The sequence below is a fragment of the Flavobacterium sp. B330r genome (assembly GCF_056824325.1).
On record NZ_CP124860.1, the window covers coordinates 2,513,710 to 2,533,746 of the forward strand.

At 35.0% G+C, this 20,037-nt stretch carries 12 protein-coding genes; 11 read left to right on the forward strand and 1 reads right to left on the reverse strand.

The features are described from left to right. Positions 1 to 185 precede the first annotated feature (185 nt). The 11 genes from QLQ95_RS11285 to QLQ95_RS11335 all read left to right on the forward strand — a co-directional run bounded on the left by QLQ95_RS11285 (position 186) and on the right by QLQ95_RS11335 (position 17,848). Positions 186 to 3,296 (forward strand): SusC/RagA family TonB-linked outer membrane protein, encoded by a 3,111-nt coding sequence (locus QLQ95_RS11285; RefSeq protein WP_482503857.1) that lies wholly within the window; start codon positions 186 to 188, stop codon positions 3,294 to 3,296. A 15-nt stretch (positions 3,297 to 3,311) separates the two neighbouring features. Next, positions 3,312 to 4,820 carry a RagB/SusD family nutrient uptake outer membrane protein gene (locus QLQ95_RS11290; protein ID WP_095928007.1) on the forward strand — a complete coding sequence of 503 codons (1,509 nt, stop codon included), beginning with the start codon at positions 3,312 to 3,314 and terminating at the stop codon, positions 4,818 to 4,820. 29 nt (positions 4,821 to 4,849) lie between these two features. After that, positions 4,850 to 5,725 carry a hypothetical protein gene (locus QLQ95_RS11295; protein WP_141248111.1) on the forward strand — a complete coding sequence of 292 codons (876 nt, stop codon included), beginning with the start codon at positions 4,850 to 4,852 and terminating at the stop codon, positions 5,723 to 5,725. 150 nt (positions 5,726 to 5,875) lie between these two features. Continuing rightward, complete coding sequence (locus QLQ95_RS11300; RefSeq protein WP_095928005.1) at positions 5,876 to 7,330, forward strand: glycoside hydrolase family 30 protein; 1,455 nt, start codon at positions 5,876 to 5,878, stop codon at positions 7,328 to 7,330. A gap of 91 nt (positions 7,331 to 7,421) precedes the next feature. Then, positions 7,422 to 8,873, forward strand: coding sequence for a glycoside hydrolase family 30 protein (locus QLQ95_RS11305; RefSeq protein ID WP_095928004.1), 1,452 nt, complete (start codon positions 7,422 to 7,424; stop codon positions 8,871 to 8,873). Between the two features lie 28 nt (positions 8,874 to 8,901). Then, entirely contained in the window at positions 8,902 to 10,374 is a 1,473-nt protein-coding gene (locus tag QLQ95_RS11310; RefSeq protein WP_482503859.1) for a glycoside hydrolase family 30 protein, read from the forward strand. A 17-nt stretch (positions 10,375 to 10,391) separates the two neighbouring features. Beyond that, a complete protein-coding gene (locus tag QLQ95_RS11315) occupies positions 10,392 to 12,134 on the forward strand; it encodes a cellulase family glycosylhydrolase (protein ID WP_482503861.1) in 1,743 nt (580 codons plus the stop codon). 60 nt (positions 12,135 to 12,194) lie between these two features. Next, positions 12,195 to 13,268: a glycoside hydrolase family 16 protein gene (locus QLQ95_RS11320; protein ID WP_482503863.1), complete on the forward strand. Its 1,074-nt coding sequence runs from the start codon at positions 12,195 to 12,197 to the stop codon at positions 13,266 to 13,268. A gap of 72 nt (positions 13,269 to 13,340) precedes the next feature. Continuing rightward, positions 13,341 to 14,180, forward strand: a complete 840-nt coding sequence (locus QLQ95_RS11325) for an endonuclease/exonuclease/phosphatase family protein (protein ID WP_482503864.1) — start codon at positions 13,341 to 13,343, stop codon at positions 14,178 to 14,180. Between the two features lie 2 nt (positions 14,181 to 14,182). Continuing rightward, positions 14,183 to 15,607 carry a glycoside hydrolase family 30 protein gene (locus QLQ95_RS11330; RefSeq protein WP_428238833.1) on the forward strand — a complete coding sequence of 475 codons (1,425 nt, stop codon included), beginning with the start codon at positions 14,183 to 14,185 and terminating at the stop codon, positions 15,605 to 15,607. 12 nt (positions 15,608 to 15,619) lie between these two features. Further along, positions 15,620 to 17,848, forward strand: coding sequence for a glycoside hydrolase family 3 N-terminal domain-containing protein (locus QLQ95_RS11335; protein ID WP_482503866.1), 2,229 nt, complete (start codon positions 15,620 to 15,622; stop codon positions 17,846 to 17,848). Positions 17,849 to 17,894: 46 nt separating this feature from the next. Here the strand turns inward: QLQ95_RS11335 and QLQ95_RS11340 are convergent, their stop codons facing one another. Further along, positions 17,895 to 19,916 carry a hypothetical protein gene (locus QLQ95_RS11340; protein ID WP_482503868.1) on the reverse strand — a complete coding sequence of 674 codons (2,022 nt, stop codon included), beginning with the start codon at positions 19,914 to 19,916 and terminating at the stop codon, positions 17,895 to 17,897. Positions 19,917 to 20,037: the final 121 nt, after the last annotated feature.

The following is a 20,037-nucleotide window of genomic DNA, read 5'->3' on the forward strand; positions in this document are numbered from 1 at the left end:
TAGTACTATTTTTTGTTTTATCAAAACATTAATAATCAAATATTTATACTTTTTTTGATGTGTTTTTATAATATTATTTTTTTGTTTTTGATGTGTTTTTGTAATGACTTTTAGATGTGAAAAGTAAAAATTTAGTTTTAGTATTGCATCAAATTACTAATTAATTAACCAAAATTTTTAGAAAAATGAAATTAACAAAATTACTTGTTTTTTGTATTTCATCTTTGTTATTCTCGGTTATCGCTGTGGCTCAGGATGTCACAGTAAATGGAATAATTAAAGATGAAACTGGTATGCCTGTTCCAGGTGCAACAATTTTATTAAAAGGTACTACTAAATCTACTGCGTCAGACTTTGACGGAAAATTCCAGATGCAGGTACCTTCAAACGGATCACTAACAATTACGTTTATTGGTTACTCTACAGTAACAGAAGCGGTAAACGGAAGAACAAAAATTACTATTCAATTAAAACCAGAATCACAATCTTTAAATGAAGTTGTTGTTGTTGGATACGGTACTCAAAAGAAATCTGTTGTAACTGGAGCAATCTCTAGTGTAAAAGCAGCTGATCTTGAAAAAGTGCCAAACGGAAGAGTCGAGCAGACGCTACAAGGTAGAGTAGCAGGGGTTTCTGTAGCGGCAACTTCTGGACAGCCTGGTGCGGCATCAAAAGTTCGTGTAAGAGGTATCACTACATTTAGAGAAGGCGGAAATGATCCTTTATGGGTTGTTGACGGTATTGCTGTAGATGCTGGTGCAATTGGTTTCATCAATCAATCAGACATCGAGTCTATCGAGGTGCTTAAAGATGCTGCTTCTGCTGCAATCTACGGTACTCGTGCTGCAACTGGGGTTATTTTAGTTACTACTAAAAAAGGAAAATCAGGAAAAATTTCTGTAAATTATAATGGTTTTGCAGGTATTTCTGCTCCAGCTAAAAGATTAGATATGTTGAATGCTACTCAGTATGCAACTCTTATGAATGAAAAATCTTTGAATGATGGTGGTGCTATTAAATATGCAAATCCAGCTTCTTTCGGTAAAGGTACAGATTGGCAAGATGCCATTTTTAATGATTCTGCTTTCAGATACACACATGAATTAAGCATTAGCGGTGGTGGTGAAAAATCTACTTTTTATGCTTCTTTTGGAATTCAAGATCAAGAAGGTATCGTAGCTACTCAAATTTCTAACTATACAAAGAAAAACTTCAGATTAAACTCTACACACAAAATTTCTGATTACTTTACTTTCGGACAAACTTTCGGATATACACACCAAAAGTCTAAAGGCATTGGTAATACAAACAGTGAGTTTGGTGGACCTTTAAGCTCTGCAATTAACTTAGATCCACTTACTCCACTAGTGGTTACTGATCCTGCTGTAGCAAATACAGGTTTCTATACAAACCCAAATGTTATTAGAGATGCAAACGGAAATCCTTACGGAATTTCTTCTTTAGTGCAGCAAGAGATGACAAACCCTCTAGCATATACTCAAACAAGATTAGGAGGTTACAACTGGTCAGATGATTTTGTTGGTAATGCTTATTTAGAAGCGAACATTACAAGTCATTTAAAATTTAGAACTACACTTGGTGGTAAGATTGCATATTGGGGAGATGAGATGTTTACTCCGGTTAACTTCTTAAACCCAAATATGAAAGCGGATAGAAACAACTATAACCAAAACAATGAGAAATCATTTTCTTGGACTCTTGAAAATATCTTAACATACGCTAACAAATTTGGAGATCACAATTTTAGTGTTTTAGCAGGACAAGGTGCTTATGTTGAGAATATTGGTACTACACTTGGAACAACAATGTTTGGTCTTCCAATTACAAGCTACAAAGATGCTTCTTGGAATTTTGATATTCCTCAAACAGATAGATCAACAAGAACAAGCGATAAAGTAGAGCACAAATTATCTTCACTATTCTTACGTGCAAACTACGATTACATGGAAAAGTATCTTTTCACTGGTATTGTTCGTCGTGATGGTTCAACTCGTTTTGGAGAAAATAACAAATGGGGAGTTTTCCCTTCATTCTCTCTTGGATGGGTACTTTCTAAAGAAGGTTTCTGGAAAGAAAACAATGTAGTTAATACTTTAAAAATACGTGGAGGTTATGGAGTTGTAGGTAACGATAATATTGATGATTTTAAATATAGAGCATTAGTAGTTGGAGGTTACAATTATGCTGTAGGAAATACAGGAGATATTACAACAGGATACGGAAACTCTACTCTTCCAAATGCAAACTTAGGATGGGAAGAAACTTCTCAAACAACTGTAGGTCTTGACGCAAAATTATTTAATGATTTTACTTTTACTGCTGATTACTACAAAAAAACAACAAAAGGAATCTTAAGAAACATTGTAATTCCTGGATATGTAGGAGTTGTTGATGCGCCTTCTGCAAATATCGCAGATATGGACAATAGCGGTTTTGAGCTTGAATTAGGATACAAGAAAAGACTTGGCGATTTTAACTTAGGTGTTAATGCCAACGTTGCTTACCTGAAAAACGAAATTACTTATGTAGGATCATCTACTAATTTCATTGTTGGAGATGCTAGTTTCCAATCTATGGGGCCAGTAACTAGAACACAAGTTGGGCACTCATTTAACGAATTCTATGGTTTTAAAACAGCAGGTATTTTCCAAAATGAAGCTGAAGTTGCAGCATACAAAAATGCAGCAGGTGGTTTAATCCAACCAAATGCAAGACCTGGAGATTTCCGTTGGGTAGATACAAATGGTGACGGAAATATTACTGAGGACGATAAACAATTCTTAGGAACAAACTTGCCTAAATATACTTTTGGTTTTACAGTAAATTTAGATTACAAAAACTTTGACTTTATGGCATTTACTCAAGGAGCTGCGGGAAGTAAAATTTTCCAAGGTTTAAGAAGATTAGATGTGCTTAATGCAAACTATCAGACTAAAGCTTTAGAGCGTTGGGTTGGAGAGGGAACTTCAAACGATTATCCAAGATTGACAAATAATGACCCAAATAAAAATTACACTAACATGTCTGATTTTTATCTTGAAAATGGAAACTACTTGCGTCTAAAAGTTGTAACTCTTGGTTACACAATGCCAGCTAGTTTATCATCTAAAATTGGAGCAGATAAATTACGTTTTTATTTAACTGGAGAAAACTTAATCACTTTTACAAAATATACTGGATTTGATCCAGAAATTGGAGGTCAGGTTTATGGTGTAGATAAAGGAGTTTATCCGCAAGCAAGATCTATTCTGTTTGGAGCTAACGTTCAATTTTAAAAAAATTAAAGAATCATGAAAACGATAAAATTTAAATATATATATATCGCTGTGGCAATGGCTGTTCTAGGATCTTGTTCTGAAGATTTTGTGACCATCGATCCACAAGGAAAATTTGATACAAGTACCTACTTTTCTAATGAGCAGCAATGTTATGCGGCTTTAATTGGAGTTTACGATCCAATTAGAAAAAACACAGGTGGTTTTGAAAACCTAGTAGCAATGTTGAATGCTGGTTCTGACGATTTTTATGCTGGTGGAGGTAGTTCTACAGATGGAACAGGAATTCAAAATTTCTCTACACACTCACTTTCTTCAATCACTATTCCAGGAAGCTACTGGAACGATCACTATCAAGGTATTTCTAGAGCAAATATTTTGTTAGCTAAGTTACCAGCTGCTTCAATGAATGATGCAGTTAGAAGTAGATTTGCTGCAGAAGCTAAAACACTACGTGCATTTTACTATTTTAACTTAGTACGATTGTTCAAAAACATTGCATTAGTTTTAGAGCCATTAACAACAGAAACAATCTTTACACCTGAGCAAGTTGCACCAGAGGTAATTTATGCTCAAATCGAAAAAGATTTAACAGAGGCTATTGCAGTTTTACCAAATACGGTAGTTGCAAAAACTGAAGCTGGAAGATTTAACAAAGGAGCAGCTCAAGCACTATTAGGAAAAGTATATTTATTTGAAGGTAAAAAAGCTGAAGCAGCAGCTGTTTTAGCAGAAGTAAATGGTACTCCAGGAGGAGTAAATCAATATGGCAATAAATTGTTAGATAAATTTAGTGACTTATGGATTACATCAAACAAATTCAACGCAGAATCATTAATCGAAGTATCTCACAGTAGTGCAGGAAACTCTGATTGGACTTTCTGGGGGAATGGTAGAGACGAAGGTAACTCTTTAAATATCATGGTTGGACCTAGAGGATATTCTAGACCAGAAGGTTCTGATGCACCAAATCTTCCTGCGGGATGGGCATTTAACGTTGCAACTCAAAAATTATATGATGCAATGCAAGGTGATCCACGTTTAGAAGCTACAATTCTTGATCTAAAAGCATTAAAAGCAGCAGGAAAAGCAGATTATATTCCAGCTTACCAAGATACTGGATATTTCTTGAACAAATACCTTCCAAGACAGTCAGATGTTAGTACTGGTGGAGGTAACTCAGAGTTGAACTACAAACAAAATTCTTATATAATCAGACTTGCAGATACTTACTTAATGGAAGCAGAAGCTTTAGGATCTGGAACAAGAGCACAGCAATTACTTGATGCAGTTAGAAAAAGAGCAGGACTAGATCCAGTTCCTGTAACATTAGCAGCTATCAAGCATGAAAGAAGAATGGAGTTAGCAGGTGAAGGACATAGATTCTTCGATTTAGTAAGATGGGGAGATGCAGCGGCAGCTTTATCTGATAGAGGTTTTGATGCTGGAACAGATGAGATTTTCCCAATTCCGTACACAGAACTTAACGGTACTAAATTGAAACAAAATCCTAATTACCAATAGTATTTACTAATTAACCAAAACAAAAAGAAATGAACCTAAATATATATTTTAGAAAAAGTGTATACCTAATGCTAGCTTTAGCATTAGGAACACTAAATAGCTGCAGCGAAGAAGTTAATGAAAATCCTCTTGTAGCTACTAATGTTGATGCTGCGTTTACTATTACACCAGTTGCTGGCGCAATGAATACGTATCTTCTAACGGCACAGACTAAAGGAGTTATTTCTTCAAAATGGGATACTGGAGACGGTGCTAGTCCGGGAAAAATGAATCAAGTGATTTCTTTACCTGATGCAGGAACGTATACAGTTACACATACTGCTATTGGAGCTGGAGCTGCTATGGGAACTTCTTCTCAGCAGATTGTGGTTGCTCAGACAGATCCTGCAAAAGGAAACTTAGTGCAAGGCGGAACTTTTGCAACAGCTGCAGATCAAGCTAAATGGACAAGTGCAAAATTAAGCCCATCTGGTACTGCTTTTTGGTCTTATGCTAATAACAGTGCTACAATTCATTCGCCAGGCGGATGGGCTCAGGAAGGTATTTATCAAGCAATCGAGGTTGTAAAAGATAGAGAATATACTATCGACATGTCAATCTCTTGCCCTAGCGGTTTAAAAGAAACTTTTTTTGAAGTATATGCTGGTAAATCGGTACCACAACCAGGTGTTGAGTATAAAGAGAATAAAGTGATGGGATTAAGTACTTGGGATGGTTGCGGAACATCTAAATTTTCAGGAAAATTATCTGGAATTGGATGTGTAAAAAACGATGTAACTAAGACAGTTTCTAATGTGGTTAAATTCTCTGAAAGCGGAACAATTTACCTTTTAATTAGATCTGGATGTAATGCTACAGGTAATGAGCCAATTACTATCACAAAGGTTGAATTCAGAGGAAAATAAAAAGTTAAGTTAAGTTTAAGTTTAAGTTTGGTTGTAAATAGCCCATAATCATTATGAGTATGGGCTATTTTTTAAATCCTTCAAAGGGTAGAACTCGATTTTTGATTTCTTCTAAACTTCAATTTAATAACACACAATAATTGGAAGCGAATGAAAAAAAATAGCCTAAAAATTATATGCCTTTTGTTTTCTGCTGCAGCTTTTGCACAACAGCCAAAAACAAAAAAAGAGTTTACAACCAACGGCAAAAAAATAACCGTTTACACTACCGCAGAGAACTCTAAGTTGCGATTAACTACCACAGACAATTTGACTTTTTCTGCCGCAAAACAGCCTTTAGAAATAGAAACTTCTGTTTTTGTACAGCCAGCTAAAAAATTTCAAACATTTATGGGAATCGGAGGTGCTATTACAGATGCTAGCGCCGAAATATTTGCTAAACTTTCAAAAGAAAAACAAGCAGAATTTTTAAATGCCTACTACGATCAACAAAAAGGTATTGGCTATTCTTTGCTAAGAACAACAATTCAAAGTTCTGATTTTAGCAGTGGAAGCTATTCTTACATCGAGGAAGGTGACAAAGATTTGAAGACTTTTTCTATTGATCATGATAGACAGTATCGTATTCCTTTAATCAAACAAGCCATTCAGAAAGCGGGAGGAAAATTGACAACATACGTTGCGCCTTGGTCTCCAAATGCTTTTATGAAAAGCAATAAAAATGTATTGAAAGGTGGTACTTTACTTCCAGAATACTACCAGACTTGGGCAAATTTCTATGTAAAGTTTATTAAAGCCTACGAGAAAGAAGGTATTCCAATTTGGGGAACTTCTACACAAAATGAGCCAATGGCGGTGCAGACTTGGGAATCTTGTATTTACACAGCTGAAGCTGAAAGAGACTTTATCAAAAATTACCTTGGACCAACTTTGAAAAAAGAGAACCTTGGCAATAAAAAAATAATCGTTTGGGATCATAACCGCGATTTAATGAACTATCGTGCAAACGTAATTTACTCAGATCCAGAAGCGTCAAAATATGTTTGGGGAATGGGATTTCACTGGTATGAAACTTGGTCGGGCGGTGCGCCGATGTTTGATAATGTAGGAAAAGTAAACGAAGCTTATCCAGATAAAAAATTGATGTTTACCGAAGGATGTATCGAAAAATTTGACGCATCGAAATATCAATTTTGGGGTAATGCAGAGCGTTACGGAATCAATATGATAAATGATTTTAATAATGGAACAGTAGCTTGGACAGACTGGAATATTCTTTTAGACCAGTTTGGAGGACCTAATCATGTTGGAAATTTCTGTTTTGCACCAATCCATGCAGATACTACAACAGGAGAATTAATCTACACACCATCTTATTATTATATCGGACACTTTTCAAAATTCATCCGTTTAGACGCAGTTAGAGTAAGTACTGCAGTAAGCAAAAGCGCTTTATTAAGCACCTCTTTTTTAAATGCTGACGGAACAATGGCAACAATTGTCATGAACCAATCGGCAAACGACCTTACCTACAATTTGATTATTGGAGATAAAAAGGCAGAAGTAAAAATTCCGCCACACGCTATACAAACACTTGTTTATTAATATTTTGCAGTAAAGTAATGAAGAGGACTAATTTGAATCATCCATCTTAGTCTTCTCTTGCTTTTAATTTTAAAACGATTATTTAAGCAACATGAAAGTTACCTCTCAAATATTTTTATCAGCCTTTGTCTTAATACAATTAAGCGGTTTTAGCTCAAAAATAACAGCTCAAAAAAACAGTAAAATAAAGGTTTATACTACAGCCGAAAACACCAATTTGAAATTGACTTTATCAAACGATTTAATTTCAAAAAACAACACTACACAACAAAAAATAGCAACAGTATCTATTCGAATAAATACTGAAAAAACAGACCAGACTTTCCTTGGAATAGGAGGAGCAATTACAGATGCAAGCGCAGAAGTCTTCGCAAAATTATCGCCGAAAAAACAGCAGGAATTCTTAACTGCTTATTACGATAAAAACAAAGGCATTGGATATTCTTTAGCAAGAACAAACATTCACAGCTGTGATTTCAGCAGTGACAGCTATACTTATGTTTCAGAAGGAGACAAAGAATTAAAGACTTTTAATATAAACCACGATCGCAAATATAGAATTCCATTAATTAAAAAAGCAATTGAAACAGCCGGCGGGAAACTAACCTTATTTGTCAGCCCTTGGAGTCCCCCAGCTTTCATGAAAGACAATAACGATATTTTGCACGGCGGCGTTTTGTTGCCAGAATTTGCTCCTGCTTGGGCATTGTATTATGCTAAGTTTATAAAAGAATACGAAAAAGAAGGAATTCCAATCTGGGGATTAACGGTTCAGAACGAACCAATGGCTAAACAAAGATGGGAATCTTGTATTTACACTCCAGAAGCAGAAAGAGATTTTCTTAAAAATCATCTTGGTCCAACTTTAGAAAAAGAAGGGCTGGGTTCTAAAAACGTTATTATTTGGGATCATAATAGGGGAGATATGTTGGAAAAAAGAGCCAATCTTGTTTTCTCAGATCCAGAAGTTTCTAAATATGCTTGGGGAATTGGATTTCACTGGTATGAAACTTGGAATGGAGGCCCACCTCAATTCGAATCTGTAGCGAAAGTTCATGAAGCATTTCCAAATAAAAATCTCCTTTTTACCGAAGGATGTATTGAGAAATTTGATGCTGCAAAATATCAGTTTTGGGGAAATGCAGAACGTTACGGAACCAATATAATTCATGATTTTAATAACGGTACTGTGGGCTGGACAGACTGGAATATTCTTTTAGACCAGAACGGAGGGCCTAACCATGTTGGTAATTTCTGTTTTGCGCCTATTCATGCCGACACCACAAAAGATGAATTAATCTATACTCCAATGTATTATTATATTGGACATTTCTCAAAATTCATTAGACCAAATGCAAAAAGAGTACTTGAAACTGTAAACGATACATCGTTGTTAAGTACTTCTTTTAAAAATTCTGACGGAAAATTGATTACGATCGTAATGAATCAATCTGAAAAAGAGATTGTTTATTCTTTAGAAAATCAAAAAGAAAAAACAACAATTACAATTCCGGCACACGCTATACAGACAATTGTATATTAATTGTCAGCTAACTAAATAACCACGAAATATGAAATTTAATTTAAAGAACTCTATAAAAGTATTTTTCTTTATTACAGCCGTATTGGCTCAAGTAAAATGCTCTTCTTCAAGTGATCCAGTAGAAAATCCGCCGGTAGATCCACCGGTTGTAAACCCTCCAGTAGTAGTAACAAACGATGTTGATTTTTGGCTTACAAAAGGCAATCAAAGTGTTTTATTGGCAAAACAATCAGGGACATTAGGATTTGGTACAACAGCAAATGGGTATGCTAATATTGAAGTGAATGTTGCTCAAAAATACCAGACTATCGATGGTTTCGGATATACCTTGACAGGAGGAAGTGTAGATGTTATAAACCAATTAAACGCTGCTAAAAGAACCGCTCTTTTGCAGGAATTATTCGGTAATGGAGAAAACTCAATTGGAGTGAGTTATATTAGAATCAGTATCGGAGCTTCAGATTTAAATGCAACACCATTTACTTACAACGATCTTGCAGCTGGAGAAACAGATTTAAATCTAGAGAAATTCAGTTTAGAAAAAGACAAAAATCTAATTGCCATGCTGAAAGAAATTGTGGCAATTAATCCTAAAATATTAATCTTAGCAACACCTTGGTCTGCACCTATTTGGATGAAAGATGTAGCAAGTTTTAAAGGCGGAAAACTGAAAACAGAATACTATGATGTTTACGCTAAATATTTTGTAAAATACATTCAGCAAATGAAAGCAGAAGGAATTACCATTGATGCTGTAACTCCTCAAAACGAACCTTTGCATGACGGGAATAACCCAAGTATGTATATGTCTGCTGCTGATCAGGGAAGTTTTATTAAAAATAGTTTGGGGCCTGCATTTAAAGCCACAAATCTAAATGTAAAAATTATTGCTTACGATCACAATTGCGATAATCCAAATTATCCAAAAGCAATTTTGGCAGATGCAGATGCCTTTCCTTTTGTAGACGGATCGGCTTTTCATTTATATGCAGGAGATATTAGTGCGCTAACCAATGTGTACAATTCTTATCCGACCAAAAACGTATATTTTACAGAACAATGGACTTCTTCTGAAGGTAGTTTTGATGGCGATTTAAAATGGCATCTTCGAAATGTAATTATCGGATCAATGAGAAATTACAGTAAAAATGCTTTAGAATGGAATGTGGCCAACAATCAAAATTTTGGCCCGCATACTGATGGTGGTTGTACAATGTGTAAAGGGGCTATCACGATAACTTCAGCCGATAGTTTTCAGCGTAATGTGGCGTATTATATTATTGCTCATGCTTCAAAATTTGTTCCAATGGGATCTACTAGAATCGAGAGCAATTCTGGTGGTAGCTTGCAAAATGTCGCTTTTATCACCCCTTCAGGTTCAAAAGTATTGATTGTTGAAAATGATGGATCTGCAACAGAAACTTTCAATATTAAATTCAATGGAAAATGGGTAACCACTTCACTTGAAGGAGGATCTGTCGGAACTTATACATGGAAATAATTGAAAAACTATTTTATATGAAAAAAATACTTTTAACATCGCTGCTTTTTGTTTCGATTGCCTCTTTTGGACAAGGTTTTTTGCATAGAGACGGACAAAAAATAGTAGACGGAAATGGTAAAAATGTTCTTTTAAGAGGTTTAGGTCTTGGCGGATGGATGGTGCAGGAAGGTTATATGTTGAAGACCCAGCCATTTGCTAGTCCGCAATATCAGATAAAACAAAAAATAGAAGATGTAATAGGCGTAGAGGGAACAAAAGAATTCTACGCAGCCTATAAAGCAAACGGGATCACAAAGCGAGATATTGATTCTTTGGCAAAATGGGGATTCAATTCGATTCGTCTTCCAATGCATTACAATCTGTACACACCGCCAATCGAGCAGGAAAAAAATGGTGAAATCACTTGGATAGAAGAAGGTTTTACCATGACCGATAATTTGTTGAAATGGTGCGCAGAGAATAAAATATATCTGATTTTAGATTTGCACGCAGCTCCTGGAGGACAAGGAAACGATGCTGCAATTTCAGATTTTGATACTACAAAACCAGCGCTTTGGCAGAGCGAAGCCAATCAGAAAAAAATGATTGCTTTATGGAAGAAATTGGCTTCTCGTTACCGAGATAATCCTTGGATTGGAGCGTATGATATTATCAACGAACCCAACTGGAATTTTACAGGATCAAACAAGAATGGTTGTGACGAAAATTCAAACGGACCTTTAAGAGATTTAATGGTCGCAGTTACAAAAGCCATTCGCGAAGTCGATACCAATCATTTAATTTTTATTGAAGGAAATTGCTGGGGAAATAACTACAACGGAATTTTTCCGTTATGGGATGATAATTTGGCTTTAAGTTTTCATAAATATTGGAACTATAACGACAAAGCTTCTATCGAAAAGATGTTAGAGTACAGAGAAAAATACAATGTACCAATCTGGATGGGAGAAAGCGGAGAAAATTCGAATGTCTGGTTTAAAGACGTACTGACTTTAGTAGAAAACCATAATATCGGATGGGCATTCTGGCCAATGAAAAAAATAGACAACATTGCTGGAGTAGCTTCTGTTACTAAAACTCGCGAATATGATGTTTTATTGAAATACTGGAAAGACGGTGGTCTAAAACCATCTCCAGAATTTGCAAAAAAGGCGCTGATGAAAATGGCCGACAACTACAAAATGGAAAATGTAACCGTTAAGCCAGATGTTGTAGATGCCATGTTTAGGCAAGTTCAGACAGATGATACAAAACCATACAAGAAAAATACTGTTCCAGGAAAAATTGCCGCAACGCATTACGATTTAGGAACCAATGGAAAAGCCTATTCAGATACTGATTTTGTAAATTATAGAAGCGTTACCGGAAAAGATGATCAATGGAATCGCGGTAACAGTATGAGAAATGATGGAGTTGATATTTTGCCTTGCCAAGACAAAGATTCAAACGGTTATCAAGTTTCTTTTATTGAAGACGGAGAATGGATTCAATATACGGTTGATGCAAAAGAAGGAACTTACAATGTTGCCATTCGTTATTCTAGCGAGAAAGCTGAAGGAAAATTGCACTTAGAAATTGATGGAACAAAATCTAATGAAATCACGCTTCCCGCAACAGCTGGAGATAACAAATGGAAGACTGTAGTTTTATCTACGGTAGCATTAAAATCGGGTTCAAATAAAGTAAAAGTTGTATTTGAAAAAGGAGGTTTTAATTTGAACTATTTTGACTTTGTTATGAACAAAAACAAAAAGTAGAAGAAATAATATTTATCTTGATATTCAATTTATTAACTAAACCATTTAAATAATAAAAAGATGAAAATGATTAATCTCGCAAATAGAGCTGGAGTTCTTACTTTAATCCTATTGTTTGTATTCCAGTCTTGCAGCAGTAACAACGATACGACAGATACTCCTGTTGTTGTAGCTCCCGATAAAATTTCTGTACAAGTTGATGTAGTGGGCAAAACCGCCGAAATGCCAAATGGAGACGGAAGCGGAAAAATTAATTTAAAAATTGAAGCTCCTAATGCAAAGTCATATAAGGTAGTGGTAAACAACGAAACAAAAGAGTTTACAACTAGCAGTTTTACATATGAATTTACGCAGCCAGGAACCAAAACCTATACGATTGATGTTACAGCATTTAACGGAATAAAGTATACGAATACTTCTGCAACAGTAAATATTTTCGTAGCCAGAAAATTAATTTGGTCAGATGAATTCAATACCGATGGAGCGCCTGATAGTTCAAAATGGGGTTATGATTTAGGAACAGGAAATGGCTGGGGAAATAACGAATTGGAATATTACACCAATCGTTCTGAAAATGTAAAAATCGAAGGAGGTCTTTTGAAAATTACGGCAATCAAAGAAAATTACCAAGGAAGCCAATACACTTCTACAAGAATGCTAACCAAAGGGAAGTTTTCTTTTAAATACGGAAGAGCAGAGATTCGCGCAAAATTGCCAGCTGGTGGCGGTACTTGGCCTGCTTTCTGGTTGCTTGGAGATAATATAGATACTGCAGGTTGGCCGTTATGCGGAGAAATAGATATTTTAGAATCAGTTGGTAATAATCCAAATGTAATCCATTCGTCCTTGCATTCACCAGGACGCTCAGGAAATACGCCAGATACTAAAACAACAACGGCTCCAAATTCGACAACCGAGTTTCATGTCTATGCTGCCGAATGGAGTGCAGAAAACATCAATTTTTATGTAGATGATAATTTATTTTATAGCTACAAAAACTCTAGTACAACTCCATTTAATGATAAATTCTTTGTGATTATAAACTTTGCAATGGGAGGAAATTTTGGAGGAGCTGTCGATCCAAACTTTCAAAGAGCAACCTACGAAATTGATTATGTAAGAGTATATAATTAACATAATTTTTAAACAGATTTTTTTCTTTAAAGCCTCGTAAACACTAGCTTTACAAGATTAAAATTTTTTAACATGAAAAAGATAAACAAACTTGTTTTTGCAGTAATCCTGCTTTTGAGCGTGAACTCATTTTATGGTCAGAATTTAAAAATTATGACTTATAATATCCGTCTGGATGTTGCCTCAGATGGAGAAAATGCTTGGACAAACCGAAAAGATTATTTTACATCTCAAATTGGTTTTTACAGTCCAGATATTTTCGGAGTTCAGGAAGCAACGCCAAACCAAGTGTTAGATATTGCATCGGCTTTGCCAAATTATAACAAATTCGGAGTTGGAAGAGAAGAAGGAGGTTTAGGTGAAGCGTGTACGATTTACTACAAAAAAGACCGTTTTAAAGTAGAGCAATCTAATACTTTCTGGTTGTCTGAAACTCCAAATGTGGTTTCAAGAGGTTGGGATGCTGCTTGCAATAGAGTTTGTACATACGGACTTTTTAAAGATCTAAAAACTAAAAAAATATTTTGGGTTTTCAATTTGCATTTAGATCACATGGGGGAAGAAGCAAGAGTAAAAGGCGTACAGCTTGCTCTTTCTAAAATAAAAGAATTAAACACAAAAAATTATCCTGCTTTTTTAATGGGTGATTTCAATTCTGAACCAAACACAACTCAAATTGGAGAAATCAAAAAAGTGATGGATGATACCAAAGATGTTTCAATAGAAAAGCCTTTTGGTCCTTCAGGAACTTTCAACGATTTCAAACACAATGAACCCGTAACATTATTATTAGACTACATTTTTATTTCAAAAAATAGTGGTCTAAAAGTTCAAAAACACGCAGTGTTAAGTGATTCTAAAGATTTAAAATATCCGTCAGATCATTTGCCTGTCTTAATAGAAATAGATTAAAAATGAAAAACATCAACAAAAAACTTCAGATCCTAGTTTTGCTGCCATTAATTGCAATGCAGTTCAACTGTGGATCTTCAACAAATGCTGTAAAAAATACTGGAAAAGTTTCTTCTTGGATTACCACAACAGATGAAACTTCAAAACTTAAAAAACAACCTGAGTTAGTTTTCACTTCAGAAACAAATTCAAATCAAACTATTGAAGTAAATCCTTCAGAGAAATTCCAAACTATTGAAGGTTTCGGATTTTCATTAACTGGAGGAAGTGCGCAAGCCATTAAAAAGCTAGACAAATCAAAAAGAGAAGCTTTGCTTCAGGAATTGTTTTCTAGAAAAGAAGATGCCATTGGTTTAAGTTATTTAAGAATAAGTATTGGTGCATCAGATTTGAATGAAAAAGTTTTTTCGTATGATGATATGCCAGAAGGTCAAACCGACTTAAAATTGGAACATTTCAATCTTGGTCCAGATTTAGACGATGTAATTCCGGTTTTAAAAGAGATTTTAGCTATAAATCCTAAAATAAAAATAATGGGTTCTCCGTGGTCGCCTCCAGTTTGGATGAAAGATAACGGAAGCTCAAAAGGCGGTAGTTTACAGCCAAAATACTATCAGGTTTATGCGGAATATTTTGTAAAATATATTCAAGCAATGAAATCGCACGGAATTGTAATTGATGCGATTACGCCTCAAAATGAACCTTTACACCCAGGAAATAACCCAAGTTTGCTAATGTTGGCAGAACAGCAAGCAGATTTTGTTGGGAATAATTTGGGTCCCGCTTTCGCGAAAGCAGGAATCAAAACCAAAATTATTGTTTACGATCACAACTGTAATAAACCAGAATATCCTTTGACGATTTTAAGAGATTCAAAAGCAAATCCGTTTGTAGCAGGATCAGCTTTTCACTTGTATGAAGGAGATATTAGTGCTTTATCAACTGTTCATAACGAATTTCCAAATAAGGATTTGTATTTTACAGAACAATATACCGGAAGCGGAACTAATTTTGAAACCGATTTGAAATGGAGTGTAAAAAATGTAGTAATTGGTTCAATGCGTAACTGGAGTAAAAACGCACTTTCTTGGGGATTAGCAAATGATGAGTTTTACAAACCTTTCACGCCAGGAGGATGTTCAACTTGTAAAGGTGCTTTGATGATTGACCAAAATCAAAATATCAAAAGAGAAGTAGGATATTATATTATCGGACATGCTTCTAAATTTGTTCCAGAAGGTTCAGTAAGAATCGGCAGTAATATTGTAGGAAATTTACACAATGTTTCTTTCGTGACTCCGTTAGGACAAACAGTTTTAATTGTAGAAAATGACGGAACTTCGGCAGAAACTTTTAATATAAAATACAACGACAAACAAACTACAACCACACTAAACGCAGGAGCAGTTGCTACTTACGTTTGGTAAACCACTTAAACTATGAAAAAAGCAACGACAATTACACTGTTTATGCTCTCGCTTTTTGCGACGGCACAGCAGCAGTCAATAGATCAGAAAGTCAATGATCTGTTGAAAAAAATGACAATTGAAGAAAAAATTGGCCAGCTAAATCAGTACACTGGCGACAATCAGGCAACGGGACCAATTACGATTAATCCGAACAAGCAAAACGAAATCAAACAAGGTTTAATTGGTTCGATGCTAAATGTTATCGGAACAAAATACACAAGAGGATATCAGGAATTGGCGATGCAGTCAAGACTTAAAATTCCGTTGTTGTTTGGCCAAGACGTTATTCACGGTTACAAAATGACTTTTCCTCTTCCGTTAGCGGAAGCGGCAAGTTGGGATTTAGCAGCAATCGAATTAGGCGCAAGAGTTGCGGCAACAGAAGCAGCAGCAAGCGGAATTCATTGGACATTTGCTCCAATGGTAGATATTGGTCGTGATCCTCGCTGGGGACGTGTAATGGAAGGCGCGGGAGAAGATACTTACTTGGGTTCTAAAATTGCCTACGCAAGAGTAAAAGGTTTTCAAGGAAACAAACTTGGAGACTTAAACTCTGTTATGGCCTGTGTAAAACATTTCGCGGCTTATGGAGCCGGAGTTGGAGGAAGAGATTACAACTCTGTAGACATGAGCGAAAGAATGTTATGGGAAACCTATTTACCGCCATTTAAAGCGGCTTTAGATGCAGGAGCTGCAACATTTATGAATTCATTTAATGATATTAACGGAATTCCAGCAACTGGGAATGCACATTTACAAAGAGATATCTTAAAAGGGAAATGGAACTTTCAAGGTTTCGTAGTTTCAGACTGGGGATCAATTGGAGAAATGGTCGCACACGGTTATTCTAAAGATCTTAAAGAAGCAGCTTATTCAGCGATTACAGCAGGAAGCGACATGGATATGGAAAGTAATGCATATCGCTACAATTTAGCAGCTTTGGTAAAAGAAGGTAGAGTTTCTATTGATTTAATTGATGATGCTGTAAAACGTATTCTTCGTAAGAAATTCGAATTAGGATTATTTGATGATCCTTACAGATACTCAGACGAAAAACGTGCTGAAAAAGCATTAAACAATCCGGAGCACAGAAAAGCAGCTAGAGAAATGGCTGAAAAAAGTATCGTTTTATTAAAGAACGAAAACCAAACTTTGCCAATTTCAAAAAATGTTAAAACCATTGCATTTATTGGTCCAATGGTAAAAGAATATAAAGAAAATATGGGATTCTGGTCTGTAGAACTTCCAGAAGTTGATTACAATAAATGGATCGTTTCGCAATGGGATGGATTGCAAAATAAAGTAGGCAAAAACACTAAATTATTGTATGCAAAAGGTTGTGAAATAGAAGGAACAAACAAAGATGGTTTTGCAGAAGCGGTTGCGACAGCTAAACAAGCCGATGTTGTGATTTTGAGTATTGGTGAAAGACGCGACATGAGCGGTGAGGCAAAAAGTAGAAGCGACTTGCATTTACCAGGAGTTCAAGAAGATTTAGTAAAAGCAGTTATGGCAACAGGAAAACCGGTTGTAGTTTTAATAAATGCTGGAAGGCCTTTGGTTTTCAACTGGACTGCAGATAATGTTCCAGCAATTTTATACACTTGGTGGTTAGGAACTGAAGCTGGAAATGCTATTGCAAATGTTTTATTTGGAGACTACAATCCGTCTGGAAAATTGCCAATGACTTTTCCAAGAGAAGTAGGGCAGATTCCAATTTACTACAATCACTTTAGTACAGGAAGACCTGCTAAAGACGAAAACGCAACAAACTATGTTTCGGCTTATATCGATTTGAAAAACTCTCCAAAATATCCTTTTGGATATGGTTTGAGCTATACAACGTTTGATTATTCAGGTTTGAAATTATCTTCAACTAAAATAAAAAGCAATGAAACGATTAAAGTTTCTTTCCAATTGACAAATAGCGGAAAAGTAGCTGGAGAAGAAGTTGCTCAATTGTATTTGAAAGATAAATTTGGATCTGTTGTAAGACCAGTTTTAGAATTAAGAGATTTCCAGAAAGTGAAATTAAATGCAGGAGAATCTAAAACAATCGAATTTACAATTGACAAAGAGAAACTTTCTTTCTATAATGATAAAGTAGAATGGGTTGCTGAACCAGGAGATTTTGAAGTAATGATCGGAACTTCATCAGCAGATATTAAATTAAGATCTGATTTTGAATTAGTAAATTAAATAAAAAACGGGGCTTCTTTTTGAGCCCCGTTTTTTTATATCGAAATTATTTTAATCGTTTTTTAAAACTATATTTCAGCATATTCATTAAACCTTGTTCGATAATGTCAATTCCAACGCCATAATTACTGTCGGCAATTTCATGATGTGCATTTCTAAAATCTTCAAAATCTTCACTTGGAATTTCTAAGTTGATTAACGGTTTATAATCAACAATTATAGAAGCACCATGTTTGGTTACTTTTTTACGGCTTGTGAAATCAAAATAAGGATTTGTGATCGTACTTTCCTGAATTGTATATTTTTCCTGAGTATCGATTTTTTGATCTGTCGTTAAATTGATTTCGTACTTCTCGTTATCAAAATTATGCCAAAACAAAAGATCCGTGTGCATAAAGTCGCGTGCAGCATTTTTAACCACATTGCGATCAAAATACATTAAAAAGCGATTCTTTTCTGCATCTGTAAAATACGGATTTTCGACTGTAGCATTATACTGAATCGTAAATTCATTTAGCTTTTTATCATCACTTACAAGTTCAATCGTCGCATCTTTAAAAATGGTTCTGATATCCGTTCCGTTTCGATCATTAGAATAATTTAAAGCATAGAACAAGAAATTATTCCAGCTGTCAATGATCTCTCTTTTGTTTGTGTTTTTGAAATATTTACGCATATAATTGGCACGACCTCCTTTGTAAGTCGAAACCAATTTTAGCGTTCCTATATTATTTTGAGCACTAAAATCTGCTTTTTCAGTTATTCCATAATAAGGAAATCTGTAAGGCTCCTTAATCTGCAATTCCTGATTTGGTTTTACTTCCAAGTAATGCATAAAATAGATATAGCCGCGATTTTCAATTAATCCGAATTCGTCTCTTGAAGTAGCATCAACAAAATAAGTTTCGCCTTTGTAATTGATTTTTACAATAACATGATTAAAAGTCAATAATGACGGAAGGTAATATTTAATGTAAAGATCTGAATTGAAATTAACCAAAACTACAGAAGCATCAACATTGATATAATCTAAAACCACTTTAAGTAAAACCGATTTTGCCTTGCAATCTCCCTGTTTATTTTCATACGTTACTGATGGCTCTTGCGGTTTATGGCCATTCATTTCATCCGCATTATAAATGTAGTAAACATGGTTCTGCACGTAATCAATTGCAAATTGTAATTTTTCGTCTTGATCTGCAATGGCATCCAATTTTTCTACCAGTTTTGGAGCAAATTCTGTTAAAGAAGCTTTACTGTATATGTCTTCGTAAAGCGGAGAAATGTAATTTGATAAGTCAACCCAGTTGCGATCTGTTGCAAAATCAATAAAAGGAGCAATTTCTCGGTTTGAATCAAAAGAGTTAATATAATCTTCTTTTTCGATTACAAACTTTTCTTCTTTTTTCAAGAAATTAATTTCTGGTTCCAAAACATTTCCTTCTTCATCTCTAAAGAATGTTTTTTTGTATGTAATCGCTTCCTTTCTGTCATTGATAAAAGAAAACTTGTATTTGCCATAAGCCCAATAAGTGCTTGGTGTTACGTACACATACTTAAGAAATTCTTTTCGCATAAAATCGCGATCAGTAAAAACCTTGGTGCGCGAATCTTCAGTAATTAAAACATCATAAAGACGTAAATCTTTAATCGTAATATTTACTTTTTTGTTACTGCTTAAAATGCCGCCTTCACTCTGATTTTCGCTATCTAAAACTTTAATTTTAGTATCAGGAATTTTATCAATCAAAACACCATCTCTCAGCACACTAATTCTGTGTATCAAATAAGTTTCATTTTCTTCCACAACAACATCTTTTACCGAAGCGTTTTCAAGATTTGAAGGCTCGTTAAGAGTGTAGGCCACGCAAGCATATTCGCTGTTTTCAGTATCGCTTGTGTAGTAGATTTTATCTAAGAAGTAGCAGAAATCACGACCTTCTTCAACTTGCTTTTTTGAGAAATCGGATTCTTTTATATAGTCAATAAGTTGATCGTCATTAATTGTAGGAGCCCAGTTTTCTGGTTTTTGAATTTTGTAACTTTCTGATTCAATGATGTTTTCCATGTATTCGTTCTGTAGGGGTATATTCTTACTTTTAAAACAGCTAAAATAACTAATAAATGACCATTTTCTTTCATTTTAGTGTAAAATTTATAATAAAAAACCTCACCGAAGTGAGGCCAGC